Raw genomic sequence first — 24,692 nt, 5'->3', positions numbered from 1 at the left:
TCATGGTTAGTATAATAATACCTGTATATAATGGAGAAAAATTTATAGCTAAAGCTGTAAAAAGTGCTATTAATCAAACTTATAGAGACATAGAAATCATAGTTATAGATGATGGATCAACAGATAATACCAAAGAAATAGTAAAGCAATATGATGTTAAATATATTTATCAAAATAATAGTGGACCATCAATAGCTAGAAATAATGGAATAAAAATATCTAAAGGTGAATATATAGCATTTTTAGATGCTGATGATATATATATGACAAATAAGATAGAACGGCAGATTCAAGAATTTGAAAAAGATAATGAGTTGGGAATTGTTTATAATGCTGTTAGGATTATAGATGAAAATGATAATTTAGGGAATGTATTAAGTGCGGAATTAGTTCTAGATAATAAAGATGATTTTTATGCATATTCATTATTTAGGCAAATAATTCCGTGCCCACCATCTATTATGGTAAAGAAAAGTTGTTTTAAAAAAGTTTTATATCCTAGCAATTTAATAAATGCTGAAGACTATTTTTTTACATTAGAAATGGCAAAAAGGTTTAAATTTAAATATATTGATGAAATTCTATACCTTTATAGAAGACATGATATGAATTTAACTAACAAGCATTTGTTACAAGTTGAAACAGAGATAGATATAGTAAAATCAATAGGGAAAAAAGAAATTAAAGAGATTATAAATAAATCTAATTTTTCAAAAAAAGAAAAAGATATTTTATATATTAAAGTACTTATGAAAATAAGAGATTATATAGAGGCGGAAGAGTTTTTAGAGAACATAATAAGTAATAAAAATAGTGATGCAAATGCATTATTTTATTTAGGAAATTGCAAATATAAGCTTAATAAATTTGAAGAGGCTAAAAATTCATTTAAAAATGCATTAAATATTGATGAGAACTTAGCTGAGGTTCATAATAATTTGGGATGTGTATATAAATTGTTAAATGTACATGATTTAGCAATAGACCACTTAAAGAAAGCATTATCTATAAGACCTAAATATATGGATGCAGCATTTAATATTGAATCAATTAATGATAATAATGTTAAAGTTACTGAAAGAGAATTAAGAAAAACATTAACTAACTATAGATTAAAGTAGGAAAGGTGATATTTTGATTTCTATATTAGTATTTGGTACAGGGAGAAGTAAAGATTTTTTTTGTAGTGGATTAAAAGAGAATATTAATATATTAGCTTATGTTGATAATGATAGAGCTAAATGGGGGGAAATTGTAGATGGAAAAATTGTAATAAATCCAAAGGAAATAGACAAATATGATTATGATTATATAGTTATAGCTAGTCAATATAATGAAATTATTCTTAATCAGTTAATAGATATGGGAGTAAAAGAAAAAACTATATTTCAATTTTTTAAATTTATGGATTGTAATAGAAATTATATAAAAGTTAATTTAGAAGAGCTAGTTAAAGAAAATCTATTAGAATATGAAGCTATAATAACAGGAATATCTTATATGTTCTCTGCAATTAATAATGATACTTTGCGTGTAAAACCTATTAAATTAGCATTTCCAAGTCAAGATTTATTTTATGATTTTAAGCTAGCTGAATATATTTTGAAAAATGAAGAGTATAATTTAAAAAATATAAAGTATGCTTTGATAGGACTAAGTTATTATTCTTTTCAATATGATATGTCACTTAGTTCATTAGCTAATAGAACCATAATGTATTACGAAGCGATAGGGGAAAAGCATAATTTTAATGATATTAAGAGTATATATAGACAACTTGAAAATCAAAAAATATTAGCAAATGAATTATTAAATAAAAATAATAATGGGAGATTTTTGTTTAGTTATAATCCAAATGAAGTATTAGATTTAAAGAAAAATCCTGAAGAATTAGGTGAGAAGCAAGCAAATTTAGATTGTAAAAAAAATTTTCCTAAAACTGTAGAGGAAAATAGACAAATTTTAATAGAATATTTTAATTTGTTAAATAAGCATAATATTAAGCCTATAATTATAGTATGTCCTGCCTTAAAATATTATACTAAACATTTTTCAAAGAGAATTGAAGATGAATTTCACAGTATAATAAAAGAAGTTAGTAAGGAATATGATTTTCAGTATATAGATTATTTTAGGTCAGAGCTATTTAACGATGAAGATTTTCAAGATGTCTCTCATTTAAATCCTAAAGGAGCTGAAAAATTCACTAAAATTCTTAATGAAGTCATAGAATGGTAGGGGTAGGTATTGAAGAATATAGTTTTTTTAGGTGGCTCAGTTACAGAAGGGGCTGGGGCTACCAATATAAATAATTCATATGTAAACATTGTTTCAGAATTTCTAAAAGAAAAGTATGAAGCAATAAATATTACTAATAGTGGAGCGGGTGGTACAGCATCTCAGTTTGGAATTTTTAGAATCAAAAGAGATGTTGCAAGGCATAGTCCAGATATAGTTTTTATTGAGTTTGCTGTTAATGATAGAATATATAGTAGTAAGAAATCATCAACTTATTTTGAAGGTTTGATTAGGGAACTTTTGAAGTTAAATTGTAAGCTTATATGTATAGAAACACCAACTGGAATGGCAGATGCTTGTGCATCAATACATAAAAAAATAGCTTGTTATTATAATGTACCTGTTATAGATGTTCAAGATAAGGTTTGGCAGCAAATAGAATGTGGAAAATATTGTTGGAATGATATTTCTATAGATAATCTTCATCCAAATGATTTAGGACATAAAATATATGGACAAGTAATAATAAATTCTTTAAGAATGATGAACCTAGATAATATAAATCAGATATTTAAAGAAAAACCTCTAATGAATTATAACTTAAATAATCCGTATGTTGAAACTTATGAAAAATGTACTTTTTATGGTTCTTGGTATGAAAAAAGCTTTTTACTAAATAATAAATTTGATTTAGCTGCGGTTACTGATAATATTGGAGACTGTTTAGAGTTTGATTTTAGTGGAAAAGCTTTAGGAATAATGTGCTTACTATCAAAAGATTCAGGAAGAATAGAATGTTTACTTGATAACAAATATACATTTGAAGTTGATTTATATACAAATAGTGATGGTTCATTTTCTAATATGGTTAATATTATGGATTTAAATGAAGGTAAACATAATCTACTTATTAAAGTTAGTGATAGAAAAAATCAGAGTAGTATTGGTAATAAAATTGTAATAGGTGGATTTTTAGTAGATGAAGACTAGTTTTTAACTAGTCTTTTTGTTATGCTTTATAGGAAGAGGTGATAAATTATGGATATATTAATTAGAGCTGATGGTGGAGAAGGTATTGGAATGGGGCATATTATGAGAACGTTATGTTTAGCGAAAGCTTTAGCTGAAAGTTTTAATGTATCTTATGTATGTAATAAAGATGAAAAATATGATGCAGGTAAAAACAAAGTAATCTCAGAGGGGTTTAATGTTTATGAAATAGATAATCTTAAGGAAGAAGAGGAGTTATTAAATTTAGATGCTAAATTATTAATAGTAGATAAGTATAATGTTAATAATGAATATTTTAAAAGATTAAAAGAAAAGTTTATTTTAGTATATTTTGACGATAATAATGAGTTAGCTTATTACGATGTTGATATAATAATAAATCAAAATCCACATGGACAAGTATTGAAGTATAATGCTAAAAATAATACTAAGCTTTTGATTGGAGGAGATTATACTTTATTGAGAGAAGACTTCTTAAAATCGTCCCCTATAAATATAGAGAATAATATTAAAGATATTTTAATAACTGTCGGTGGAAGTGATGATAATAATTTAACAGCTCAAATAATCAAACAATTAAAAGATAGAAATTTTAATTTACATATAGTAATAGGACCAGGATTTAAACATAAGGATAATTTAAAATTAACTTCAAGTAATAATATTTATTTTTATGAGAATGCAAATATGTGTGAACTTATGAAAAAATGTGATATAGCAATATCCTCTTGTGGTTCTACACTTTATGAATTAAGTTATTTAGGGGTTCCTACCATAGGAGTAGTTGTTGCGGATAATCAAATAAGGTGTGGTAAGTATATGAATGAAAGAGAAGTTATAATTCTAAAGGATATAAATGAAGTATTAGAAGGTGTAAAAGCTATGAATTATGAAAAAAGGCTTAAAATACATAATAATATGATCAAACTTATAGATGGTAAGGGTGTAAATAGATTGAAGAATATCATAAAATATACGATAATATAAGAAAGAATTGCATACGGAGGAAACCATGAACAATAAATTTGAAATAGATGGAATCAAAATTGGTAAAGATGAGAGATGTTTTGTTATAGCTGAAATGTCAGCTAATCATCTTCAAGATTATAATAGAGCTGTAGAAATAATTAAAGCTGCTAAGTGGGCTGGGGCTAATGCTATTAAACTTCAAACTTATACACCAGATACTATCACTTTAGATTGTGATAATGAGTATTTTCAAATCAAGCAAGGTACTATTTGGGATGGGACAACTTTGCATAAGCTGTATCAAACAGCTTATACACCATGGGAGTGGCAACCAAAATTAAAAGAGGTAGCGGAAAAGGAAGGTCTTGTATTTTTTTCATCACCTTTTGATTATACATCAGTAGAGTTTTTAGAAAATATGAATGTAGGATGTTACAAAATAGCATCTTTTGAACTTACAGATATACCTTTTATAGAGTACATAGCAAAAAAAGGGAAACCTATAATAATGTCAACAGGAATAGCTAGAATGGGAGATATTCAAGATGCTTTAGATGCTTGTAAAAGAATGGGTAATGAAAATGTGGCGCTTTTAAAATGTACGTCTGCTTATCCAGCACCATTTGAAGATATAAATTTAAAAACTATGGTAAATATGAAAGAAACCTTTAATGTTATGACAGGACTTTCAGATCATACTATGGGAAGTACAGTATCTGTTGGAGCTGTAGCTTTAGGTGCAAAGATAATAGAGAAACATTTAACATTAAAAAGAGAAGATGGTGGTGCGGATGCTAAATTCTCTATGGAACCTCAAGAATTTAAAGATATGGTTGATTCAATTAGAATTATTGAAAAGGCAATAGGAAATGTAACATATGATTTAACTGAGAAACAAAAAAATTCTAGAGAACATTCAAGAAGTCTTTTTGTAGTTAAGGATGTTAAACAGGGGGAATTATTTACAGAGGAAAATGTTAAAAGTATAAGGCCAGGTTTTGGAATGGAAACAAAATATATAAGTGAAGTTATAGGAAAGAAAGCTAAAAAGGATATAATAAAGGGTACACCAATGAGCTGGGGATTATTTGAATAATAGTAGTATTTAAATAATTTAAGGAGGAAATTATGAAAAACAAAATCTTAATATGTCTTTATAATAAAACAGCGCAAGATGATATGAAATTATTAGAGAGTTTTGATGAGAATGGATTTGAAGTGCATTTATTTGAAAATTTATATTTAGAAAACTTAGAAGAAATAGATTTGAAGAATATAGTTGAAAATATTAATGATAAAAATGTATCTAATGATGATATATACATTATCAGCGATATAGAAAAGCTTCTATTAAAAATGTTTACTAAATATAGTTGGGAATATGGAGTGTTTATATTTGCAAGCAAAAATATTCAAAATAGTGAATCAATGAATATAGATGAGTGGAAAGTTAGTGAATATAATTGCAATTTATATTCCTTTGAAAAATGGAATAATGATTTATATTATAATGTTTTAAATGAAAAACTTGATTTTAACTTTTCATTTAATCAATTAGAAAATCTTATAGTTTCTTCAAAAGAAATATGTGATGATTATAAAACTTTTATATTTAATTATAAAAAAGTAGAAATTAAGGCTAATTTAGTAAAAGAAAGAATAAATAATCTTGATGATAGTTATAAAACTAAAGTAGAAGAAAGATTAATTAAAGAGTTAGATAATGATAATGAGCAATATAGAATATATATTGCATCATTACTGTTAAATATATATAAAAAGAATATATATATAAATGAAATTTTAAAGACTTCACTTGATTCAAAAGTACTTGATAAGAATAATAGATTTTTCATTTTGTATCAAATGATTAGATTTGGGTTTATTAATAATGGAGCTGGAGATGGAATCACATCAAGATTAAGAGAAGATTTATATGATAAAGTATTTAATGAGTTTTTGCAAAGTGTTGGAGAGCAAAAATTTATACCTAAAGATAGAAGAGATAAAAATTTAGTTTTTGTATTTACTAGTCAATTTTTATCAATTGAACATGCACCAACAAAAACAGCTTTAGATAGGTGCTATGCATTAATAAAACATATGAAAAAAAGAGTTATATTAATAAATACTAAGGATGTAATGACTACAAAAGGTATAATACCAATACATAATGTTTCTTGCGGTTCAGAAATAGAAGAGTATCAAAAGCTTAATTCTGTAAAATATAAGGATATAGATATACCATATTATCAAACAAGTTTTAATATGCCTGATGAAGTAGAATGTATTAATATACTTAATATGGTGAAAAAGTACAAGCCTTATTTAATATTTACTATAGGTGGAGCAAATATAACTGCAGATCTTTGCTCTAAAATTGTACCAACTGCAACTATATCAACGGTTTATAGTTCTATGCCTATGACAAAAGGAAGTTTTTTTGTAATGGGACGTAAGGCTACTGATGATGATTATAATTATGTAGTAAAAAGAAATTATTCTAAAGAAGCTTTAATAGATAGTAGATTTACTTTTGATTTTAAAAAGCAAATGAATAGTTATTCAAGAAAGATATTTAAAATTCCAGAAGACAAGTTTGTGGTAACTATGATAGGTGGAAGACTACAACAAGAGGTAGATAATGAATTTATAGAAGTATTAGATAATATAGCAAGTATAGGATGTTTTATAGTTTCTATAGGTGGTTTTGAACTTAGTGAAGAAGTGAAGAAAAAATATCCTAATTTAAGAGATAACTTTTTAGATATGGGTTTTCAAGGTGATGTACTAGCATGCGTAGAATTAGTAGATTTATATATAAATCCTAATAGAGCTGGAGGAGGTAGTTCATCAGTAGAGTGTATGTATAAAGGAAAACCTGTAGTATCTTTAAATCATGGAGATGTAGCTACAGCTGTAGGAGAAGAGTTCTTAGTTAATGATTATGATGAAATGATTACTATGGTTAAAAAATATAAAGATGATAAAAAGTTTTATGAAAGCATGAGTTCAAAGGCTAAAGTTAGAGCAGAAGATTTAATGGATACTAAAAAGCATTTTAATGATATATATAATAGAATTATCTTTAATAAGGTATTTAAGTAGGAGGATATTAAGTAATGAACATATTAGTGACAGGCGGAGCAGGATTTATAGGAAGATGGGTAGTTAAAAGATTACTTGAAGAGGGACATGATGTAGTAGCTTTTGATAATCTTTCTAATGGAAGTCTTAAGAATATAGAAGAATTTAAATCAAATTCGAATTTTAAATTTATAAAAGGAGATATCCAAGATGAAAAACTTTTGGATGATGTTTTCAAATCTAAATTTGATATAATATATCATTTAGCAGCATCTATAAATGTTCAAGATTCTATAGATGATCCAAAAACTACTTTTTATAATGATACATTAGGAACATTTAATGTTTTAGAAAGAGCTAAATGGCAAATGTTTGGTAAAAATTCTAGAATGGATGGAGAAGAGTGGATTATAGCAGATGAAGAGAAAACTCATCCTTGTAAAGTTGTATTTATGAGTACTTGTATGGTATTTGATAAATGTGATAAGGAAGAGGGAATAGATGAGCTTCATCCAACTAAGCCAGTATCACCATATGGGGCAAGTAAAATAGGTGCTGAAAATTTAGTTATATCGTACTATTTATCTTATAAATTGCCAACGGTTGTTATAAGACCTTTTAATACCTATGGACCACACCAAAAAACTGGTGGTGAAGGTGGCGTAGTTGCAATATTTATAAAAAATGCTTTGGATAATAAGGACATAAATATATATGGTACTGGTGAGCAAACTAGAGATTTACTTTATGTAAAAGACTGTGCTAGATTTGTTACAATGGCTGGATTTGAATCTAAAGTAGATGGAGAAATAGTAAATGCAGGTACAGGTAGAGACGTTACTATAAATGAACTTGCAAAAATAATAAGTGGAGGGAGAGTTAAGATAAATCATATTAAGCACATACATCCTCAAGCTGAAATCATGAAGCTTAAGTGTAATTCTTTAAAGGCTAAAGCTGTTTTAGGATGGAGTCCAGAATATACTCTAGAAAGTGGAATAAAAGAAACAGAAGAATGGATTAGATGATAAAAGTACTTTAGGTGCTTAAAAAAGTTAGGAGATGATACAAATGATTATTAACGGTTATGGAGTACTAGATACATTAAACAGAGTCGCAAGAAAGAACAAAAGAGAAGATAGCACTATGCAAAAAGTATCTGCAGGAAAAAGGATAATAAAAGCAGCAGATGATACTGCTGGAATGGGTATAGGTGAAAGTCTTAAATCCCAAATAAGAGGGCTAGCACAAGGGGAAAGAAATTCTAAAGATGCAATATCTATGCTACAAGTGGTTGATGGTGCATTAGGGGAAATTACTGAAAAGCTTCATAGAATGAAGGAAATATCTATTGAAGCTGCTAATGATACTTTAACAGATGAAGATAGAGAAAACATAAACAAGGAATTTGAACAGATAAAAAAGGGTATAGATGATATGTCTGAGCAAATGGAGTTCAATGGTATAAAGGTATTAAAATCAGACAAACCTTTAACTATTCAAGTCAAGGATAATCCATATACTACTTATGATATTAACTTAAGAAATATGTCAACTGAAGGCATAGGGATAAAAGATGCTAATGTTAAAACTTCAAAAGATGCACAAGAATTTTTAAGAACTTTTGATAAAGTACTTTTAAATGTAACAGAGAATAGAACAGAGGCAGGTGTAAGTTTAAATAATTTAGAATATATGTCATCTTCAGCATCAAGTAACAACCTTAATTTAACTGCTGCATTATCTAGAATAGAAGATATTGATATGGCACAGGGTATGCTGAAGGTAGCTAGAAATGACATTTTAGTTAATTGTAATACTATATTATATGCATCTGTTAAACTATCTGCTGAAAGTACAAATAAGATAATGTTGTAAAGAATACCCTGATTCTTTGAATTTCTTGGATAAAGGATCACTTGAAGAGCAGGGAAGCTTGGATTATTTTTAAATATATTAAATTTAAAAATAATCATGATTAGGAGGTAGGATATATGGAAATTGGGGAAAAGATTTTAGTAAAAAAAGATAATTTAGAAAAAATACAAGTAAAGCTAAAAGGACTTAAAGTATCAATTGAAGATATGGAGGTTAAGGGTGCAATAAATGAAATATTAGAAATTTTGTATAATGAACTTGAAGTTAAAGAGACTTCAGTAAAACAGACTTCAGTAAAAGAGCTTATAAGTGAAAAAATGAATGCAACCAAATTTTTAGATCCAGATTTAAATTTTAAATTATATATGTTATATCGTAAGTTAGACGAAAATAAAATAACAGACGAAGAAGCATTAAATGTGTATAACTTATATACTGTAAATAGTAATGAATATATTTATTAATTTTAGAACACAAGTTAGAATAATGGTAGATGAAAGAATATTAGAGTAAGTATCAGTAGTTGTGTATACAACTACTGATACTTATTTTTTTGAAAAAATATGACCTTAGTATATAAAAACTTATAATATAGCATACTATTAGGAGAATAATTTCTGATGGAGAGAGATGGTGTGTTATGGGATTTTTTACTGATAAAAGTATATTAATAATTGGAGGAACGGGAACTATAGGGCAAGGACTTATAAAGGAGCTTGTAAATCATGATCCGAAGGTGATAAGAATATTTAGCAGAGATGAACACAAGCAATTTAAAATGCAACAGCATGTAGATTTTATTAGGGATTCCAAAAAGTTTAGATTTTTAATTGGTGATGTAAGAGATTATGACAGGGTTCAAAGAGCTATGCACGACATAGATATTGTTTTTAACTTAGCAGCTATGAAACATGTATCTTCTTGCGAGTATAACCCTACTGAAGCTATAAAAACTAACGTTGATGGAATGAATAATGTTATAAAGGCTGCTATTGAGAATAAAGTAGAATGCGTTTTGTTTACTTCTTCTGATAAAGCTATAAGTCCTACTAATACATATGGAGCAACTAAAATGCTTGCAGAAAAGTTGGTTCAAGCTGCTAATTTTAGTAAAGGTAGTGTAAAAACTAAGTTTATTGCAGTGAGGTTTGGTAATGTTATGGGGTCTAGAGGTTCTGTGATACCTTTATTTAAAAAGCAGATTTTAACTAAAGGAAAGATAACTGTTACGGATGAGAAGATGAGCAGATTCATGATGACATGCACACAAGCAGTAACTTTAATGTTGAAAGCATGTGAGATATCAAGAGGCGGAGAACTTTTTGTATTAAAAATGCCAGTAATTAATCTTAAGGATTTATCAAATGTTATTATAGAAGATGTTTGTGAAAAATATGGACTTAATAAAGCTGATATTAAGATTGAACTTATAGGGAATAAACCAGGTGAAAGGCTTTATGAGGAGCTTATGACTATGGAAGAGTCTCATTATGCAAAGGATTTAGGAAAGATGTATGTTGTTTTTCCTACTACATATGGTCTTGATTATTATGAAAGTGTTTATGATACTTATAAAAATTGCGAAATAGCTAGTTACTCTTCCCATGGATTAAAGCCAATAAGTAGGGACGAGGTAAGGATTATGATAAAAAATGAAGAGTTAATATAAGTAAACAAGGGGAGGAAGAAGTGCGTACTGATTTTAATGTTGAAATTTCTAAGGATGGATATAAAATTTTTAAAATAAATATTAATGATAAAACTCAATATATTGGCAGCAAATATAATCAAAAAAGAGAAATAGATAAATTCATAAATGACTATGGGGAGCTATCAGAAAAAGATATTTATATTGTTTTTGGGTTATCCTTTGGAGAACATATTGCTGAATTAATAAAGAAGAGTAATTCAAAAAATAAAATTCTTGTTGTGGAAATTAATGAAAGTTTATTAGATTATATAATAGAAAAAAATATTTTAGATGATAAAATAAAGGAACGAATAGTCATAGCTAAGGATACAGACGGTGTAACTGAATTTTTGACACAAAATATAGAACAACTGACTGTAGATTATGTAAAGGTTGGTTATTATTGCGAATATTCAAATATATATAAGGATGATTTGAATGAGATATACAAAGCTATTAGGGATGAATCATATAGATGCATTGCAGAAAAAAACACATCTATGATTTTTGCTGAGGCTTGGTTTAATACATTAATGAATAATTTAAAGTATATGGCAACTGGAACACCTGTAAATAGACTTAAGGATAAATATATAAATAAACCAGCAATTATAGTTTCAGCAGGACCATCTCTTGGTAAAAACATAAAATTTTTAAAAGGGGTAGATAATGCTCTTATTTTATCAGGAGGAAGAACATTAAGGGCTTTGATGGATAATGAGATAGAACCTTCTTGTATAGGAGTAATAGACGCAGGAGAAGCATCCTATGATTTGGTGAATAATTATATAGATAAAGTTAAAGCACCTCTTCTATTTTATGATGGAACTAATAGTGAAGTAGTAAAAAATCACAATGGGAAAAAGTTATTTACCACAAATACAAGGTTTGTTAATGATATATGGAAAGAAAAGATTCAGAGTTTTTCCATAGGCGGTTCAATAGCACATGTACTTACTTTTTTTGCTGGATATATGGGATGTAGTCCTATAATATTTATAGGCCAAGATTTAGCTTATACTAATGAAATGGGGCATGCGGATATAGCGTTAAATAAAAAGTTTTATAAAGAGAAGAGTGCTAAGGAAGTATTTTCTAATTATATAAGTACTACAGATATTTTTATTGACGACATATATGGCAATAAGGTCAGAACTAGTGTGGTATTGAATGGCTTTAGAATAGCTTTAGAAGACGTTATAAGGATGTTTCCAGAAATAGAATTTATAAATGCTACAGAAGGTGGAGCAAATATAAAGGGAACAAGAATAGAAACTTTAAAAAATGTATTAGATACAATTTCAAGTGGAAAAATTCCTTCTATAGATACATTTTTAGTAGATGATGATAAAAGTAAAGCTATTAAAAAAGGTTTGGAAAAGACCTTAAAAGTTTTTGATGAATATTTAGATATATGTAAAAAGTCCTTGAATGAATTGGAAATATTCGAAAAATCTTATAAGGATAAGAATCAGAATAATTTAGATATAAGTATTCAAAAATTAAACAAGTATGATAAAAGGCTCAGAAAGTTATTAGCTAAAATAAGTATATTAGAAAGTATACTGTTTAGTGTAATATATAATGTTGAAAATAATGCAGATTACATAATCAAGGTGCTTGATGATGAAGAAACTAAATTTAATAAGAACTTAAATAAAAATAAAGAAATTTATAGAGGAATTAAGACTATAATAGAATATTGTTATGAAAAGGTTAAAGCTACTATATCAGAAATGAAGGTTTGATTTTTTAGAAATAGGGTGTTATATAATAAAATGATTGAAGTGGAAAAAATTAAAAATGGATTATATACATTGAAATGTAATGGAAAATATATACATAGTAAGTATGATCCAATAAAAGAAGGAAATATTTTTGCAGAGAATGTAGATAAATTATCTAAGTATATTCTCATATATGGATTGGGATTAGGGTATCATATAAATTCTATTTTGGAAAGTACTAATGAAAGTTCACAAGTTATTGTATTTGAAGCAAACAATACTATTATAGACTATTGTAAAAAATATAATGAAGATATTTTTCTAAATAAAAGAGTAAAAGTTATAGGATTTGATAAGGAATTTTATAAGTTATTAGAATATTATTTAAATAAAGTAGATAATATTGTTGTACATAAGCCCAGTTTAGAAGGTATAAAAGAAGAAAATAAAAAATTATATTCATTAATAAATGAATATGAAATTATTAAAGAATCTATTAAAAAAAATTATGATTTATTATTAGAAAACTATAATTCTAATTTAAAAGAATCGTACTTTAAAATAAGAGATTTTATTTTAGAGAAAAAAGCTGATAAACCATATTTAATAGTTGCTGCAGGGCCTTCTTTAGATGGTGAAATTGAACTTATTAAAAAGCATAAAGAAAAATTCAATATAATAACAGTTGGAACTGCTTTTAAAATACTTATGAAGAATGATATAAAACCACTTGCTATAGTGATAATAGATGGTGAGGAAGTTGTATATAAACAAATAAAAGGTTATGAAAATGAAAAGATTCCTTTATGTTTTTTAAATACAGCTTCAAGAATAGCAGTAAGTAGTTATAAGGGACCTAAATATATGTTCTATAATAGTGAGGAGAATGATGACATCATAATTACAACGGGAAAAACTGTAGCTGTAGCTGCAATTGATATAGCTATTAAATGCGGAGCCAAAGAGATAGTTATGGTAGGTCAGGATTTAGCTTTCATAAATGATAAGGCTCACACAAAAAATTATGAAGAAATATATGAGGTTAAAGATAGAACTAATGAAATCTTTAATAACACTTATGTTACTAGCATAGATGGAAAAGAATTAAAGACTACTAAGGGGTATTTATATTTTAAAGAAAAGATACAAAAAATAATAAGCTGCAATAACAATATTAGATTTTTTAATTGTAGTAAAGGAGCGAAAATAGAAGGAGCAAAACATTGTAGCCTTGATGAATATATAATGGAGAAATAATTTTTTATTTCTCCATTATATTTTTTAAAAAATTGAGAAAAATAGTAATAATAAGTAGTGAATTTTTAAAAATAATTATAATAATAAATCTCATTGAATTAAGTTTTATAAGTGTTTTTCATAATGTTTTAATATTTAAAATAACAAATATATTATTGGGAGATGAAAATATGCAAAAGGAGCAAGCTGAAGTATTGAAAACAGCAAATAAATATATGGATAATTTAAAGATTGGAATAAATGATGCCGTGGAACTTTTTCAGAAGGGAGAAATTTCTAAGGGGTGTAGTTTAATTCCTGATATATCAAAGGGGATAGAATGGATAATTGAAGTTATAACATTAACTAAGGATGTTCAAACGGAAGAAATAAATATTTCTGAAATAGATAAGAAATTTAAAGAGGTGGTAGAAGCTTTTGAGAATGAGGATTATATACTTATAGGGGATTTATTTAATTATGAAATATTACCAATGCTAGAGGATGTACATCAAAAAATTAAAAAGGTGGTTTCAGAATAAAGTATTATGAATGATTTTGAGAAAAAAATGAGTAATTTATTTAATAAAAAATATTGTTGTTTTACTGGAAGTGGCACAACAGCTATATATTTAATATTAAAAGCATTAAATTTACAAAATAAAAAAATAGTGTATCCTACAATAACATGTATGGCACCAGTAAATGCTGCTGTATATGCAGGTTATGAACCTATATTTTGTGATGTTAGTTTAAATAATTATACTATGGATTTAAATTCATTAAAGAATATTTTAGATGAATATGATGTAGGAGTAGTAGTACCAACTCATGTTTATGGGCATAAATGCAATATGAAAGAAATTTCAAAGGTTGCACATGAGAAAGGTTGCTTTGTTTTAGAAGATGCAGCTCAAACTATTAGTTTAAGTGAATTTTCGGATGCATCTATAATGAGCTTTGGACATACAAAAATATTGGAAACAGAGCAAGGTGGAGGTGCTATTTTTACAGATGATGAAAGACTTTATGGAAATCTAAAAATAGAAAAGGCATTAATTAAAATAAAACCTAAAAATATAAATGAATTATTTGATACTTATAGAGAAAAATATTATTATATTATGAAAAATAAACAGGAAGGTTTTAATAATTATAAAGAAATTTATAATTTACAAATAAACAGTAAAGATACTTTTATATATGATGCTGATGAAAATAATGAAATACTTGAAAAGGTAAAAGATATAGATGTAATAATAAAAGAAAGAAATAAGAGGGGAAAGTTATATGAAAAGTATTTAGATAATTCTTTAGTAGATAAAGCTCAAGGCATGTATGATGTTTTATGGAGATATAGTTTTTTATATAAGGGAAATAGAGAAAAATTATTAGAGAAAGTAAGGGAAAAAAATATAGATATAAGCAGTTGGTATCCTGCTTTGTATCATTTTTATCTAGGAGAGAAAAAACAGGAGTTTTTAAATTCTAAAATTGTAGAAGAAAAAATTGTTAATTTGTGGGTAAATGTTAATCGAGCAGAAGAAAAAATAAAACAAGACATACAAATAATTAATGAGATTATGAGAAAAGTATAAGAATATTAAAAACAAATGGATGGTGATGATGTGGAACATGGGTCTAGTATAAAGAGAAAAGATCAAACTATGTATATTGTAGAAAGATTCTATAGAGAGACTATTATTTCTCGGTTAATAAAACCTGTAAGTAAAACATTTATTACACCAAATATGATTACAATATTTAACTGTATATTAGGATTTTTTATTTTTTATATGGGATATAAAAATATGTTTATTGAAGTAGCTATAGCTTTTCAAATTTATGAATTATTAGATCATTTAGATGGAAATTTAGCAAGATATAAGAATATGAGTAGCGAATTTGGGGCAAAGTTAGATAGAATTAGTGATTTTGTATTTTATACTTTAGTGTTTGTTTTTATAGGGTTTAATAATGTGGAATGGTATCTTATATTAATGGTTATAATGCTCATTAATTTATATGGATTTATTGCAAAATCATATATAGTTCCAAGATTAAGAAAGTTAAATGTTATTAAGAGAGGAAAGATTAAAAGGTGGTTCTTAGATAAAGGATATATTATAGGCATGGATCTTACATTACTTGGAGTAATAACTAGTTTCTTTTTAATATTAGGAGAAATACATATTTTATATTATGTTATTATAGCTGGATATATAATTGATATTATTTACCGGGTAATAGAATTGAAAATTAATGAAGGGCTAAAAGAAAATAAGGGTTAGAGATGTGTAAATAGATAAAGAAAGAAGGAGTAACTTATGAAGGCAATATTATTAAATGCAGGTAAAAGTTCAGATTTAACTTGGATAACAGCTGATAAACCAAAATGTTTAATGGAAATAGAGGATAATTCATTATTAGAAATACAAATAAATACCTTATATAAATGTGGAATTGATGATATTACAGTAGTTAGAGGTTATAAGAAAGAAAAAATAAATATACCTGGAATAAAGTATTATGATAATGATAATTATGCGGAAACTAATGTTTTATATTCATTATTTTGTGCCAGAAATGAATTAAATGATGAGGTATTAATAATATATGGGGATATTCTTTTTGAAGAGGATACAATAAGAAGAATTTTAGACTCTAAGAAAGATATTTCAATTGGTGTTATGACAAACTGGAAGGAAAATCTTTCACATAGAGCGGCTTTAGATTATAACGATTTAGAAATGCTTACTTTTGATGCTGAAAATAGAGTAAATAGAATAGGAAAGAATTTAGATTCAAATAATGAAAATATTGGTTTGTTTATTGGAATAATAAAATGTTCTAATAATGGAATTGAAATATTAAAGAAAAATTATGACAGAATAAAATCTGCTAATGAAGGTAAATTATATTTAAAGAATATAGATATAGAGAAAGCTTGGGCAACTGATTTATTAGATGAAATGGCTGAATTTGGAGTCCCACTACATTGTGTAATAATAGAAAGAGGATGGCTTGAAATTAATTGTGAAGAAGATTATGAAAGAGCTCTTTCTGATACTAAATTTATAAGGAGATTAGTTAAAATAAAAACTGACTGGGCTACTAGATCTGAAACCTATAATAATATAGCTTGGGTTAATAGAGATGAAACATTAAATGAAATGGTGAATTTTGCTGGTGACTTAGAAAATAAGAAGGCTTTAGATATAGGAACAGGAACAGGAAAGGTTTTAAAGACTTTAAAGGATAAGTACCCAAATGGAAATTATTATGGAATAGATATAAGTAAAGAAATGATGGGTAAGATAGATCCTTCTTTAGGATTTAATCTTTCAGTAAGTAAAATTGAAAATTTAGCTTCTTTTGAAGATAACTTTTTTGATATTGTGACAGCTAGGATGGTATTGCATCACTCTGAGGATTTGGAAAAGGCTTTAAAAGAAGTATATCGTGTACTAAAACCAGGTGGAAAATTTATAGTTTGTGAAGGTAATCCTCCTGATAGACATAGTGTAGCTTTTTATGAGGAGATGTTTAAGTATAAGGAAGACCGTCATACCTTTCTTTTAGATGATATAACAAACTTAATGGTTAATGCAAAGTTTAAAGATATAACTTCTAAAACTATAGTTTTAAATAATATGAGTCTTAACAATTGGCTAAGTAATGCAGGGGTACCTTTTAGAAATGTAGATATTATTAGAAAGCTACACTTTAATGCAGATATGTTAGTTAAAAAAGCTTATGATATGCAAATGGTTCAGGATGACATAATAATGAATTGGAAGTTTAGTGTAGTTGCAGGAGTTAAATAAATGAAGATTAATATGAAGAGTTTATGGGAAAATCTCCATAAACAAAGTAGATTTAGACCTAAATATCCTTGCGAAAAAGTAGTTCAATTTGTTTTTAAAAATTTTAAAAGAGATGGTAGTGCCAAAGTTCTAGATTTAGGTTGTGGTACTGGTAGGCATGTTTATTTTATGGCTAGCGAGAATATAGATGCTTACGGTACTGATATATCTAAAGATGGTATAGAGTATACAACACAAATGCTTGGAAACCATGGATTGAAAGCGGATTTAAAAGTGTCAACTGTTGATAAGATTCCATATGAAAATGAGTATTTTGATGGACTTATTTGTTATGGAGTACTATATTATTGTTCTAAAGAAGAAATAGAGGTTGCAGTAAAAGAAATAAAAAGAGTATTAAAACCTACTGGTAAAGCTTTTATAATAGTGAGAAGTGTAAAAGATTATAGGTTTGGTAAGGGTGAGGAGTTTGAGAAGAATACATTTTTAATAAAAGAAACTGATGAGAATAAAGCTGCTTTTAATGAGAATGGTATGAAAATGCATTTTTTTACTTATGAAGAGGTTCAACAATTATTTAAAGATTTTTCTGAAATTAATATAGATGAAATAATCGAAACACATGAAAATGGAAAATATGCAGATTGTAATTATGTTATTAACCTTGTAAAATGAATAAATTTCATAGTATGGAGGAAAATATGATTTTAAGTGGACATCAACCTAATTATCTTCCTTATCCTGGACTTATAGGTAAAATAATGATGAGTGATAAGTTTATGTATGTAACTAAAGTACAATTTGAAAGAAAAAGTTGGCAAAATAGAAACAATATAAAAACTAATGAGGGAGCTACACTTTTGACAGTTCCCATTTTGAAGAAAGGTAAGTTTGATCAACTAATATGTGATGTTAAAATAAATAATGATTTAAATTGGAGAAAGAAACATTTTAATAGTATAATTCTTAACTATAAAAATGCTAAGTTTTATTCCACTTATATAGATTTTTTTGAAGATTTGTATAAAAAAGATTGGATTAATCTTTCAGAGTTAGATATATATATAATGAATTATATAATTAATGAGCTTAGTATTAAAACAGAAATTTTATATGATAAGGATTTTTATTTTGAAGGTAATAAGACTGACTTTTTAGTAGATATGTGTAAAAAGACTAATTGTGATACCTATATATCAAACAAAGGTAGTGAAAATTATGTGGAGATTGGTGTGTTTACACAAAATTCTTTAAACCATAAATATATAAATTATATTGGTACAAAATATACCCAATTACATGGTGAGTTTATTAATAATATGTCAATAATAGATATGCTATTTAATGAAGGTGCAACTAAAACTAAAGAAATTATAGGAGACAAAGCTAATTATCAAATTGGAAAGTTGAATTTAAAATTGGAGTAGAAAAGATTTATGGATATATGTATAAGAGCTGATGGCGGTAGTACAATTGGAATGGGGCACATAATGAGAACTTTAGTGTTAGGAAAAAAATTAAAGGAAAAGCATAAAATTTTTTATGCGTGTAGAGTAGATAACCCTCTTAGTGATAAATATAGTTTAGGTATAGAGAAAGTTAAATCAGAGGGCTTTGAAGTATTCAAATTAAATGAAGATAGTTTTAAAAAAGATATTTTAAAGGTAAAAGCTGATTGTATTATAACTGATAGTTATGATGTGGATGAAGATTATTTTGATATAGTAAAAAATGCTTTTAAAATAAGTGGTTGTTTAGATGATGAGAAAATTTGTAATTATTTTAATGTGGATTTTTTAATTAATCAAAATACTTATGCTTTATCTTTAGATTATAAAGTAAATTTTAATACAGAACTTATGTTAGGTACGGAATATGTAATTTTAAGAGATGAATTTAGAAATTTAAAAGAAAAAAATATTGAAAAAAATATAAAGAAAATAATGGTAACAGTTGGAGGTAGTGATAATAACAATCTTACTGAAAATATAATCAAATCTCTTAAAGAAATAAATGATGTCATTTTATATATAGTAATAGGGCCAGCTTTTAAATATGTTGAAAATCTTAAAAAGTATGAAGGTAAGAATTTAAAACTATGTTTTAAAGCTAATATGTCGTACCTTATGCAAAAATGCGATTTGGCTATAACTTCATGTGGAAGCACATTGTATGAAGTTTGTGCTTCTGGAATACCAACATTGGGAATAATAGTTGCTGAAAATCAAAGGTTGGCAGCTGAGAGTATGGATAAGTTAGGAGTTATTAGCTATTCTAGTATAGAAGATTTATATAAAAACATAATAAATTTTTCATTTGATGATAGAGTAAAAATGAATAAGATAATGACGAGGATAGTTGATGGTAAAGGGATAGAAAGAATAGTAGATAAAATCGAAAAGATAGGTGATAAGTTATGAATATAGCTATAATACAAGCACATATGGGATCTACTAGATTGCCAGGGAAAATAATGAAAAAAATGTGTGATAAGGAAGTATTAGTACATGTATATGAAAGATGTAAAAGATCTAAGAAGTTAGATAAAATTATAATAGCTACTAGTACTAATAAAGAAAACGATGAAATAGAAACCTTATGTGAAAAATATAATATAGAATGCTTTAGAGGTTCAGAGGATGATGTCTTAGACAGATATTATAAGTGTGCTAAAAAATATAATCCTAAAATAATAGTAAGAATAACTTCGGACTGTCCGTTGTTAGAACCCAAGTTGATAGATTATTGGGTTGAGAATTTAGAAAAAGATGAGTTGGAGTTTGTAGAAGAAGAGAAAGAAATATTTATTGGCTTTGGATTAGATATTTTTACTATGGAGGCTTTAGAGAAACTTAAAAAAAAATCTACTGAAGCTAAACAAAAAGAACATGTTATAGGATACTATTTAGAACATAAAAATGAATTTACAAATAAAAAATATCCGTTAAAAGATAATTTGAATTATTTATATAGACCGTATAGACTTACATTAGATACAAGTGAAGATTATGAATTAATAAAAAAAATATATGAAAAGTTTTATAAGCATGGATTTGTGAACTTAGAAGAGGTTATAAAGTATATAGATAAAGATGAAACATTACTTAATATAAATAAAAATATTAAGCAAAAAAAATATATAATATGAAGCAAAAATTTTTTGTGTTAAAGTATTCCTTTTAAATCACTGATTTTTGGAGGTTAAGTAATATGATTGAAATTTCTAATAGGAAAATAGGCGAAGGTTTTTCTGCATTTATTATAGCAGAAATATCAGCAAATCATCTTCAAAGTTTTGATAATGCAGTTAAACTTATTAAAATAGCAAAAGAGTGTGGAGCAGATGCTATAAAGCTTCAAACTTATACCCCTGATACTATAACTATAGATTGTAATAATGAATATTTTCAAATAAAGCAAGGCACCATTTGGGATGGGAATGTATTATATAAATTATATCAAGAAGCATATACTCCTTGGGAATGGCAACCAAAATTAAAAAAGATAGCTGAAGAGGAAGGTCTTATATGTTTCTCTTCTCCATTTGATAAATCAGCAGTAGATTTTCTAGAAAAAATGGATGTACCAGCTTATAAAGTGGCTTCTTTTGAAATTAATGACATACCTTTTATAGAATATATAGCATCTAAAGGTAAGCCAATTATAATTTCAACTGGTATAGCAACTTTATCAGACATAGAAGAAGCAATAGACGCATGTAAGAGAATGGGAAATAGAAAAATAGCCTTATTAAAATGCACAAGTGCTTATCCGGCGCCATTAGAAGATATAAATCTTAAAGTTATACCTAATCTTAGAGAGACTTTTAAAACAGTGGTAGGATTATCTGATCATACTTTAGGAATAGAAGTATCAACTGCGGCAGTAGCTTTAGGCGCTAACATAGTAGAGAAACACTTAACATTAGATAGAAGCTTAGGAGGAGCAGATGCAGCTTTTTCTATGGAACCAGAAGAATTTAAAGCCCTTGTTGATTCTATTAGAGCAGTAGAAAAGGCTCTTGGAGAAGTTACCTATGAATTAACGGAAAAAATGAAAAGAAGTAGAGAACATTCTCGTTCGTTATTTATAGTAAAAGATATTGAAGAAGGAGAAGTGTTTACTGAAGAAAATATAAGGTCTATTAGACCAGGATATGGTATGCATACTAGATATTATAAAGAAGTTCTAGGAAAGAAATCAAATAGATTTATAAAAAAAGGAACACCTTTAGATTGGAATCTTATAAAATAAATATTAATACATAATAATTAAATTCTAAATAAAAATAACGAACTATTTAGAATTTTAATTTCAACATATATACTAATGAAACTTTTAAGAGGTGATAGTATGAAAATATTAGTAACTGGTGGAGCTGGGTTTATAGGACGATGGGTAGTAAAAAAATTACTTGAAGAAAATCATATAGTTATAGCTCTTGATAATCTTTCAAATGGAAGTCTAAAGAATATAGAAGAATTTAAAAATAATTCAAATTTTACTTTTATAAAAGGTGATATTCAAAATGAAAGGTTTTTAGATAATATTTTTAGAGAGAAATTTGATATAATATATCATTTAGCAGCATCTATAAATGTTCAAGATTCTATAGATGATCCTAGAACTACTTTTTATAATGATACAGTAGGAACCTTTAATATATTAGAAAGAGCTAAATGGCAAATGTTTGGTAAGAGTTCGAAGATGGACGGTGAACAATGGGTTATAGAGAAAAGGGAACAAACACATCCTTGTAAATTTGTATTTATGAGCACATGTATGGTATTTGATAAATGTGATAAAGAAAGTGGAATAGATGAACTTCATCCAACTAAACCAGTTTCACCATATGGTGCTAGTAAAATAGCTGCTGAAAATTTAGTTGTAGCTTACTATTTATCATATAAGTTACCAACAGTAGTTATTAGGCCTTTTAATACTTACGGACCACATCAAAAAAGCGGTGGAGAAGGTGGAGTTGTTGCTATATTCATAAAAAATGCTTTAGATAATAGGGATATAAATATATATGGTACTGGAGATCAAACTAGAGATCTACTTTATGTAAAAGATTGTGCTAGATTTGTTGTTATGGCTGGATTTGAGTCTAGAATTGATGGAGAAATCGTAAATGCAGGTACGGGTAGGGACGTTACTATAAATGAACTTGCTGAAATAATAGGTAAAGGTAGAGTTAAAATAAATCATGTTAAACATATACATCCTCAAGCTGAAATCATGAAGTTAAAATGTAACTCTTCAAAAGCTAATGCTATTTTAGGATGGACTACGGAATATACTTTAGAAGACGGAATAAAGGAAACTGAAGAATGGATAAATAATAAATTTTAATTCTATAATTAATGAATTTAAGACTCACTACTAAAATTAATTATTAGTAGTGATTTTTATTTAAAAAAGAAAAAATGTTTTAAAAATATTAAAAAAAGCAAATATATAAATTTTAATATGATTCCTATAATTTAATTTCAAAATTACTTTTAAGTTATATTCATTATTCCTATTTAATTAAATGTAGAGTTTTAATTGCAATATATATAAATTAAAAAACAAAAAATGGAAAATTAAAAAAATAAAAAGTGGAAAATTAAAAAATAAAAAGTAAGAGATGGAAAATGAGAAGAAAAAATAAGTTTTTATATAAAAATTCATATTGTTAAATGAATTTTTGAGTGATATTATTATAGAAAACTTAGGCGTATTAAAGAATAATCTATTTAGTTTAAGCTAATAAGTTATTTTTTTATATGCCTAAACTATATTATAAATTAAAAATATTAATGTAGGGGTAAAGCGTAATATTTTTTTAACGATAAATTAATATAATATCCAAATCTTTGATTTGGTTAATATGAACCTATTCCTACAAACGTGGGCGAGAAGAAGTTTCGTTTATATAATATAGTATGGGAGTGAAAAGCGATGAGACTATATCATAACATGATGAGTATGAACTTATATAAGACATATAAAGATAAGTTAGTAGAACAAAGTGGCGCACTTAATAGAATATCTACAGGTAGTAAGATAAATTCAGCTAAGGATAATCCAAATAAAATAGGTCAAAGTGAGCTTATGAGAATGCAGATAAGAGGACTTCAATTTGCACAAAGAAACCTTCAAGATGGATCTTCTATGATGCAAACTGTAGATGGAGCTTTAGGTGGAGTGTCTGATTCTTTAACAAGAATGAAAGAGCTTGTAATAGCAAGTGGAAATGCTGCATATACTGATGAGGAAAGATCAGCTTTAGCAAAGGAATTTGAAGCTTTAAAAGGAACTATAAATGATGCAGCAAAAAATACTGAATTTAATGGTGTTAAATTGCTTGATTGTAAAAATCCTGGCGAAAGCTTTGATTTATCAGCAGGAGCAAATGTGGGAGAAAAAATAACTATACCTTTAAATAATATAACTACAGATGCTCTTAAAGATGAAAATGGAAATAGTCTTACTGATGTTGATTTGTTAGATTCAAGTAAAGTTGGACAAAATATAAAAACAATAGATGATGCAATAAAAAATATAAATAATATTAGAAGCAAGTATGGTGCAATTCAAGGAAGGTTAGATTCAGCTGCTGAAAATGCAGAAACAACAGCTCTTACAATGCAAGGTGCAGATAGTAGAGTGAGAGATGCTGATATAGCTACAGAAATGATTAATTTTTCAAAGGCTAATATATTAGTTGAAGCAAGTACGGCAATGATGGCTCAGTCTAACAAATTTCCACAAGATGTGCTTAGAATACTTGAAAGAATGAAATAAATTTAAAAGAATTAGTGTCTTTATATATGAATTCGCTAGTTCTTTTATTTTTAAAGTATACAAAATTTATCTAAAAATAAAAAAAATAGATTTAAATGTCGAAAAAAAGGAAAATGTTGCAAGAAAAATGCGAAAAATAGACGAAATATTCTGAAAAGTACCAGTGAAGGGTAGAAATTTCTCAATAAGAAGCAAAACATTATAAAAATTTTAATTAAATATTTAATTTAGTATAGA

Annotated in this window: 23 protein-coding genes; all 23 read left to right on the top strand. The window is 26.8% G+C overall.

Translation table 11 applies throughout. The features are described 5' to 3' along the window. The first annotated feature begins 2 nt into the window (after positions 1 to 2). Positions 3 to 1,121 (top strand): glycosyltransferase family 2 protein, encoded by a 1,119-nt coding sequence (locus tag BUB01_RS01075; protein ID WP_072984415.1) that lies wholly within the window; start codon positions 3 to 5, stop codon positions 1,119 to 1,121. 13 nt (positions 1,122 to 1,134) lie between these two features. Continuing rightward, positions 1,135 to 2,238 carry an SGNH/GDSL hydrolase family protein gene (locus BUB01_RS01070; protein ID WP_072984414.1) on the top strand — a complete coding sequence of 368 codons (1,104 nt, stop codon included), beginning with the start codon at positions 1,135 to 1,137 and terminating at the stop codon, positions 2,236 to 2,238. Positions 2,239 to 2,247: 9 nt separating this feature from the next. Further along, positions 2,248 to 3,228 carry an SGNH/GDSL hydrolase family protein gene (locus BUB01_RS01065; RefSeq protein ID WP_072984402.1) on the top strand — a complete coding sequence of 327 codons (981 nt, stop codon included), beginning with the start codon at positions 2,248 to 2,250 and terminating at the stop codon, positions 3,226 to 3,228. Positions 3,229 to 3,276: 48 nt separating this feature from the next. Beyond that, on the top strand, positions 3,277 to 4,236 hold the full coding sequence (gene pseG / locus BUB01_RS01060) for a UDP-2,4-diacetamido-2,4,6-trideoxy-beta-L-altropyranose hydrolase (protein ID WP_072984400.1): 960 nt from the start codon (positions 3,277 to 3,279) through the stop codon (positions 4,234 to 4,236). 25 nt (positions 4,237 to 4,261) lie between these two features. After that, a complete protein-coding gene (gene pseI / locus BUB01_RS01055; protein WP_072984397.1) occupies positions 4,262 to 5,314 on the top strand; it encodes a pseudaminic acid synthase in 1,053 nt (350 codons plus the stop codon). A 32-nt stretch (positions 5,315 to 5,346) separates the two neighbouring features. Next, positions 5,347 to 7,326, top strand: coding sequence for a glycosyltransferase family protein (locus tag BUB01_RS01050; RefSeq protein ID WP_072984395.1), 1,980 nt, complete (start codon positions 5,347 to 5,349; stop codon positions 7,324 to 7,326). 14 nt (positions 7,327 to 7,340) lie between these two features. Beyond that, a complete protein-coding gene (locus tag BUB01_RS01045; RefSeq protein WP_072984393.1) occupies positions 7,341 to 8,333 on the top strand; it encodes a dTDP-glucose 4,6-dehydratase in 993 nt (330 codons plus the stop codon). Positions 8,334 to 8,376: 43 nt separating this feature from the next. After that, the gene (locus BUB01_RS01040) at positions 8,377 to 9,183 is read left to right on the top strand and encodes a flagellin (protein ID WP_072984391.1); all 807 of its coding nucleotides are present in this window, start codon (positions 8,377 to 8,379) and stop codon (positions 9,181 to 9,183) included. Between the two features lie 116 nt (positions 9,184 to 9,299). Beyond that, positions 9,300 to 9,647: a hypothetical protein gene (locus BUB01_RS01035; RefSeq protein ID WP_072984389.1), complete on the top strand. Its 348-nt coding sequence runs from the start codon at positions 9,300 to 9,302 to the stop codon at positions 9,645 to 9,647. Between the two features lie 176 nt (positions 9,648 to 9,823). Continuing rightward, complete coding sequence (locus BUB01_RS01030) at positions 9,824 to 10,852, top strand: SDR family NAD(P)-dependent oxidoreductase (RefSeq protein ID WP_072984388.1); 1,029 nt, start codon at positions 9,824 to 9,826, stop codon at positions 10,850 to 10,852. A 20-nt stretch (positions 10,853 to 10,872) separates the two neighbouring features. Beyond that, positions 10,873 to 12,621, top strand: a complete 1,749-nt coding sequence (locus tag BUB01_RS01025) for a motility associated factor glycosyltransferase family protein (protein WP_072984386.1) — start codon at positions 10,873 to 10,875, stop codon at positions 12,619 to 12,621. 30 nt (positions 12,622 to 12,651) lie between these two features. After that, on the top strand, positions 12,652 to 13,857 hold the full coding sequence (locus BUB01_RS01020; protein WP_072984384.1) for a motility associated factor glycosyltransferase family protein: 1,206 nt from the start codon (positions 12,652 to 12,654) through the stop codon (positions 13,855 to 13,857). Between the two features lie 170 nt (positions 13,858 to 14,027). Further along, positions 14,028 to 14,378 (top strand): DUF8042 domain-containing protein, encoded by a 351-nt coding sequence (locus BUB01_RS01015; RefSeq protein ID WP_072984382.1) that lies wholly within the window; start codon positions 14,028 to 14,030, stop codon positions 14,376 to 14,378. 6 nt (positions 14,379 to 14,384) lie between these two features. Next, positions 14,385 to 15,434 (top strand): DegT/DnrJ/EryC1/StrS family aminotransferase, encoded by a 1,050-nt coding sequence (locus tag BUB01_RS01010; RefSeq protein ID WP_072984380.1) that lies wholly within the window; start codon positions 14,385 to 14,387, stop codon positions 15,432 to 15,434. Positions 15,435 to 15,449: 15 nt separating this feature from the next. Further along, on the top strand, positions 15,450 to 16,127 hold the full coding sequence (locus BUB01_RS01005) for a CDP-alcohol phosphatidyltransferase family protein (RefSeq protein WP_084108143.1): 678 nt from the start codon (positions 15,450 to 15,452) through the stop codon (positions 16,125 to 16,127). Positions 16,128 to 16,163: 36 nt separating this feature from the next. Then, complete coding sequence (locus tag BUB01_RS01000; RefSeq protein WP_072984378.1) at positions 16,164 to 17,663, top strand: methyltransferase domain-containing protein; 1,500 nt, start codon at positions 16,164 to 16,166, stop codon at positions 17,661 to 17,663. Beyond that, positions 17,664 to 18,338 (top strand): class I SAM-dependent methyltransferase, encoded by a 675-nt coding sequence (locus BUB01_RS00995; protein ID WP_072984376.1) that lies wholly within the window; start codon positions 17,664 to 17,666, stop codon positions 18,336 to 18,338. A 26-nt stretch (positions 18,339 to 18,364) separates the two neighbouring features. Further along, entirely contained in the window at positions 18,365 to 19,090 is a 726-nt protein-coding gene (locus BUB01_RS00990; RefSeq protein ID WP_072984374.1) for a WbqC family protein, read from the top strand. A gap of 9 nt (positions 19,091 to 19,099) precedes the next feature. After that, positions 19,100 to 20,083: a UDP-2,4-diacetamido-2,4,6-trideoxy-beta-L-altropyranose hydrolase gene (gene pseG / locus BUB01_RS00985; protein WP_072984372.1), complete on the top strand. Its 984-nt coding sequence runs from the start codon at positions 19,100 to 19,102 to the stop codon at positions 20,081 to 20,083. Then, entirely contained in the window at positions 20,080 to 20,811 is a 732-nt protein-coding gene (locus BUB01_RS00980) for a cytidylyltransferase domain-containing protein (RefSeq protein ID WP_072984370.1), read from the top strand. The genes pseG (BUB01_RS00985) and BUB01_RS00980 overlap by 4 nt, the downstream gene beginning before the upstream one ends. A 62-nt stretch (positions 20,812 to 20,873) precedes the next feature. Further along, positions 20,874 to 21,917 carry a pseudaminic acid synthase gene (pseI, locus tag BUB01_RS00975; RefSeq protein ID WP_072984369.1) on the top strand — a complete coding sequence of 348 codons (1,044 nt, stop codon included), beginning with the start codon at positions 20,874 to 20,876 and terminating at the stop codon, positions 21,915 to 21,917. 99 nt (positions 21,918 to 22,016) lie between these two features. Continuing rightward, complete coding sequence (locus BUB01_RS00970) at positions 22,017 to 23,018, top strand: dTDP-glucose 4,6-dehydratase (protein WP_072984367.1); 1,002 nt, start codon at positions 22,017 to 22,019, stop codon at positions 23,016 to 23,018. Positions 23,019 to 23,609: 591 nt separating this feature from the next. Continuing rightward, positions 23,610 to 24,455, top strand: coding sequence for a flagellin (locus BUB01_RS00965; RefSeq protein ID WP_072984365.1), 846 nt, complete (start codon positions 23,610 to 23,612; stop codon positions 24,453 to 24,455). Positions 24,456 to 24,692 lie beyond the last annotated feature (237 nt).

Source organism: Clostridium cavendishii DSM 21758, from assembly GCF_900141845.1.
In the GTDB taxonomy this organism is placed as follows: domain Bacteria; phylum Bacillota; class Clostridia; order Clostridiales; family Clostridiaceae; genus Clostridium_AG; species Clostridium_AG cavendishii.
Note: the sequence above shows the minus strand (reverse complement) of the source record. Positions and strands in the feature narration are given on the sequence as shown.

Excerpts from the sequence above, each read along its gene's own strand:
- BUB01_RS01040 (WP_072984391.1), top strand. The coding sequence starts at position 8,377 with ATGATTATTAACGGTTATGGAGTACTAGATACATTAAACAGAGTCGCA.
- BUB01_RS01015 (WP_072984382.1), top strand. The coding sequence starts at position 14,028 with ATGCAAAAGGAGCAAGCTGAAGTATTGAAAACAGCAAATAAATATATG.
- BUB01_RS00965 (WP_072984365.1), top strand. The coding sequence starts at position 23,610 with ATGAGACTATATCATAACATGATGAGTATGAACTTATATAAGACATAT.
- BUB01_RS01050 (WP_072984395.1), top strand. The coding sequence starts at position 5,347 with ATGAAAAACAAAATCTTAATATGTCTTTATAATAAAACAGCGCAAGAT.
- BUB01_RS00995 (WP_072984376.1), top strand. The coding sequence starts at position 17,664 with ATGAAGATTAATATGAAGAGTTTATGGGAAAATCTCCATAAACAAAGT.
- BUB01_RS01035 (WP_072984389.1), top strand. The coding sequence starts at position 9,300 with ATGGAAATTGGGGAAAAGATTTTAGTAAAAAAAGATAATTTAGAAAAA.
- pseI (WP_072984369.1), top strand. The coding sequence starts at position 20,874 with ATGATTGAAATTTCTAATAGGAAAATAGGCGAAGGTTTTTCTGCATTT.
- BUB01_RS01020 (WP_072984384.1), top strand. The coding sequence starts at position 12,652 with ATGATTGAAGTGGAAAAAATTAAAAATGGATTATATACATTGAAATGT.
- BUB01_RS00970 (WP_072984367.1), top strand. The coding sequence starts at position 22,017 with ATGAAAATATTAGTAACTGGTGGAGCTGGGTTTATAGGACGATGGGTA.
- BUB01_RS01030 (WP_072984388.1), top strand. The coding sequence starts at position 9,824 with ATGGGATTTTTTACTGATAAAAGTATATTAATAATTGGAGGAACGGGA.
- BUB01_RS01005 (WP_084108143.1), top strand. The coding sequence starts at position 15,450 with ATGGATGGTGATGATGTGGAACATGGGTCTAGTATAAAGAGAAAAGAT.
- BUB01_RS00990 (WP_072984374.1), top strand. The coding sequence starts at position 18,365 with ATGATTTTAAGTGGACATCAACCTAATTATCTTCCTTATCCTGGACTT.
- BUB01_RS01000 (WP_072984378.1), top strand. The coding sequence starts at position 16,164 with ATGAAGGCAATATTATTAAATGCAGGTAAAAGTTCAGATTTAACTTGG.
- pseG (WP_072984400.1), top strand. The coding sequence starts at position 3,277 with ATGGATATATTAATTAGAGCTGATGGTGGAGAAGGTATTGGAATGGGG.
- BUB01_RS01010 (WP_072984380.1), top strand. The coding sequence starts at position 14,385 with ATGAATGATTTTGAGAAAAAAATGAGTAATTTATTTAATAAAAAATAT.
- BUB01_RS00980 (WP_072984370.1), top strand. The coding sequence starts at position 20,080 with ATGAATATAGCTATAATACAAGCACATATGGGATCTACTAGATTGCCA.
- pseG (WP_072984372.1), top strand. The coding sequence starts at position 19,100 with ATGGATATATGTATAAGAGCTGATGGCGGTAGTACAATTGGAATGGGG.
- pseI (WP_072984397.1), top strand. The coding sequence starts at position 4,262 with ATGAACAATAAATTTGAAATAGATGGAATCAAAATTGGTAAAGATGAG.
- BUB01_RS01045 (WP_072984393.1), top strand. The coding sequence starts at position 7,341 with ATGAACATATTAGTGACAGGCGGAGCAGGATTTATAGGAAGATGGGTA.
- BUB01_RS01075 (WP_072984415.1), top strand. The coding sequence starts at position 3 with ATGGTTAGTATAATAATACCTGTATATAATGGAGAAAAATTTATAGCT.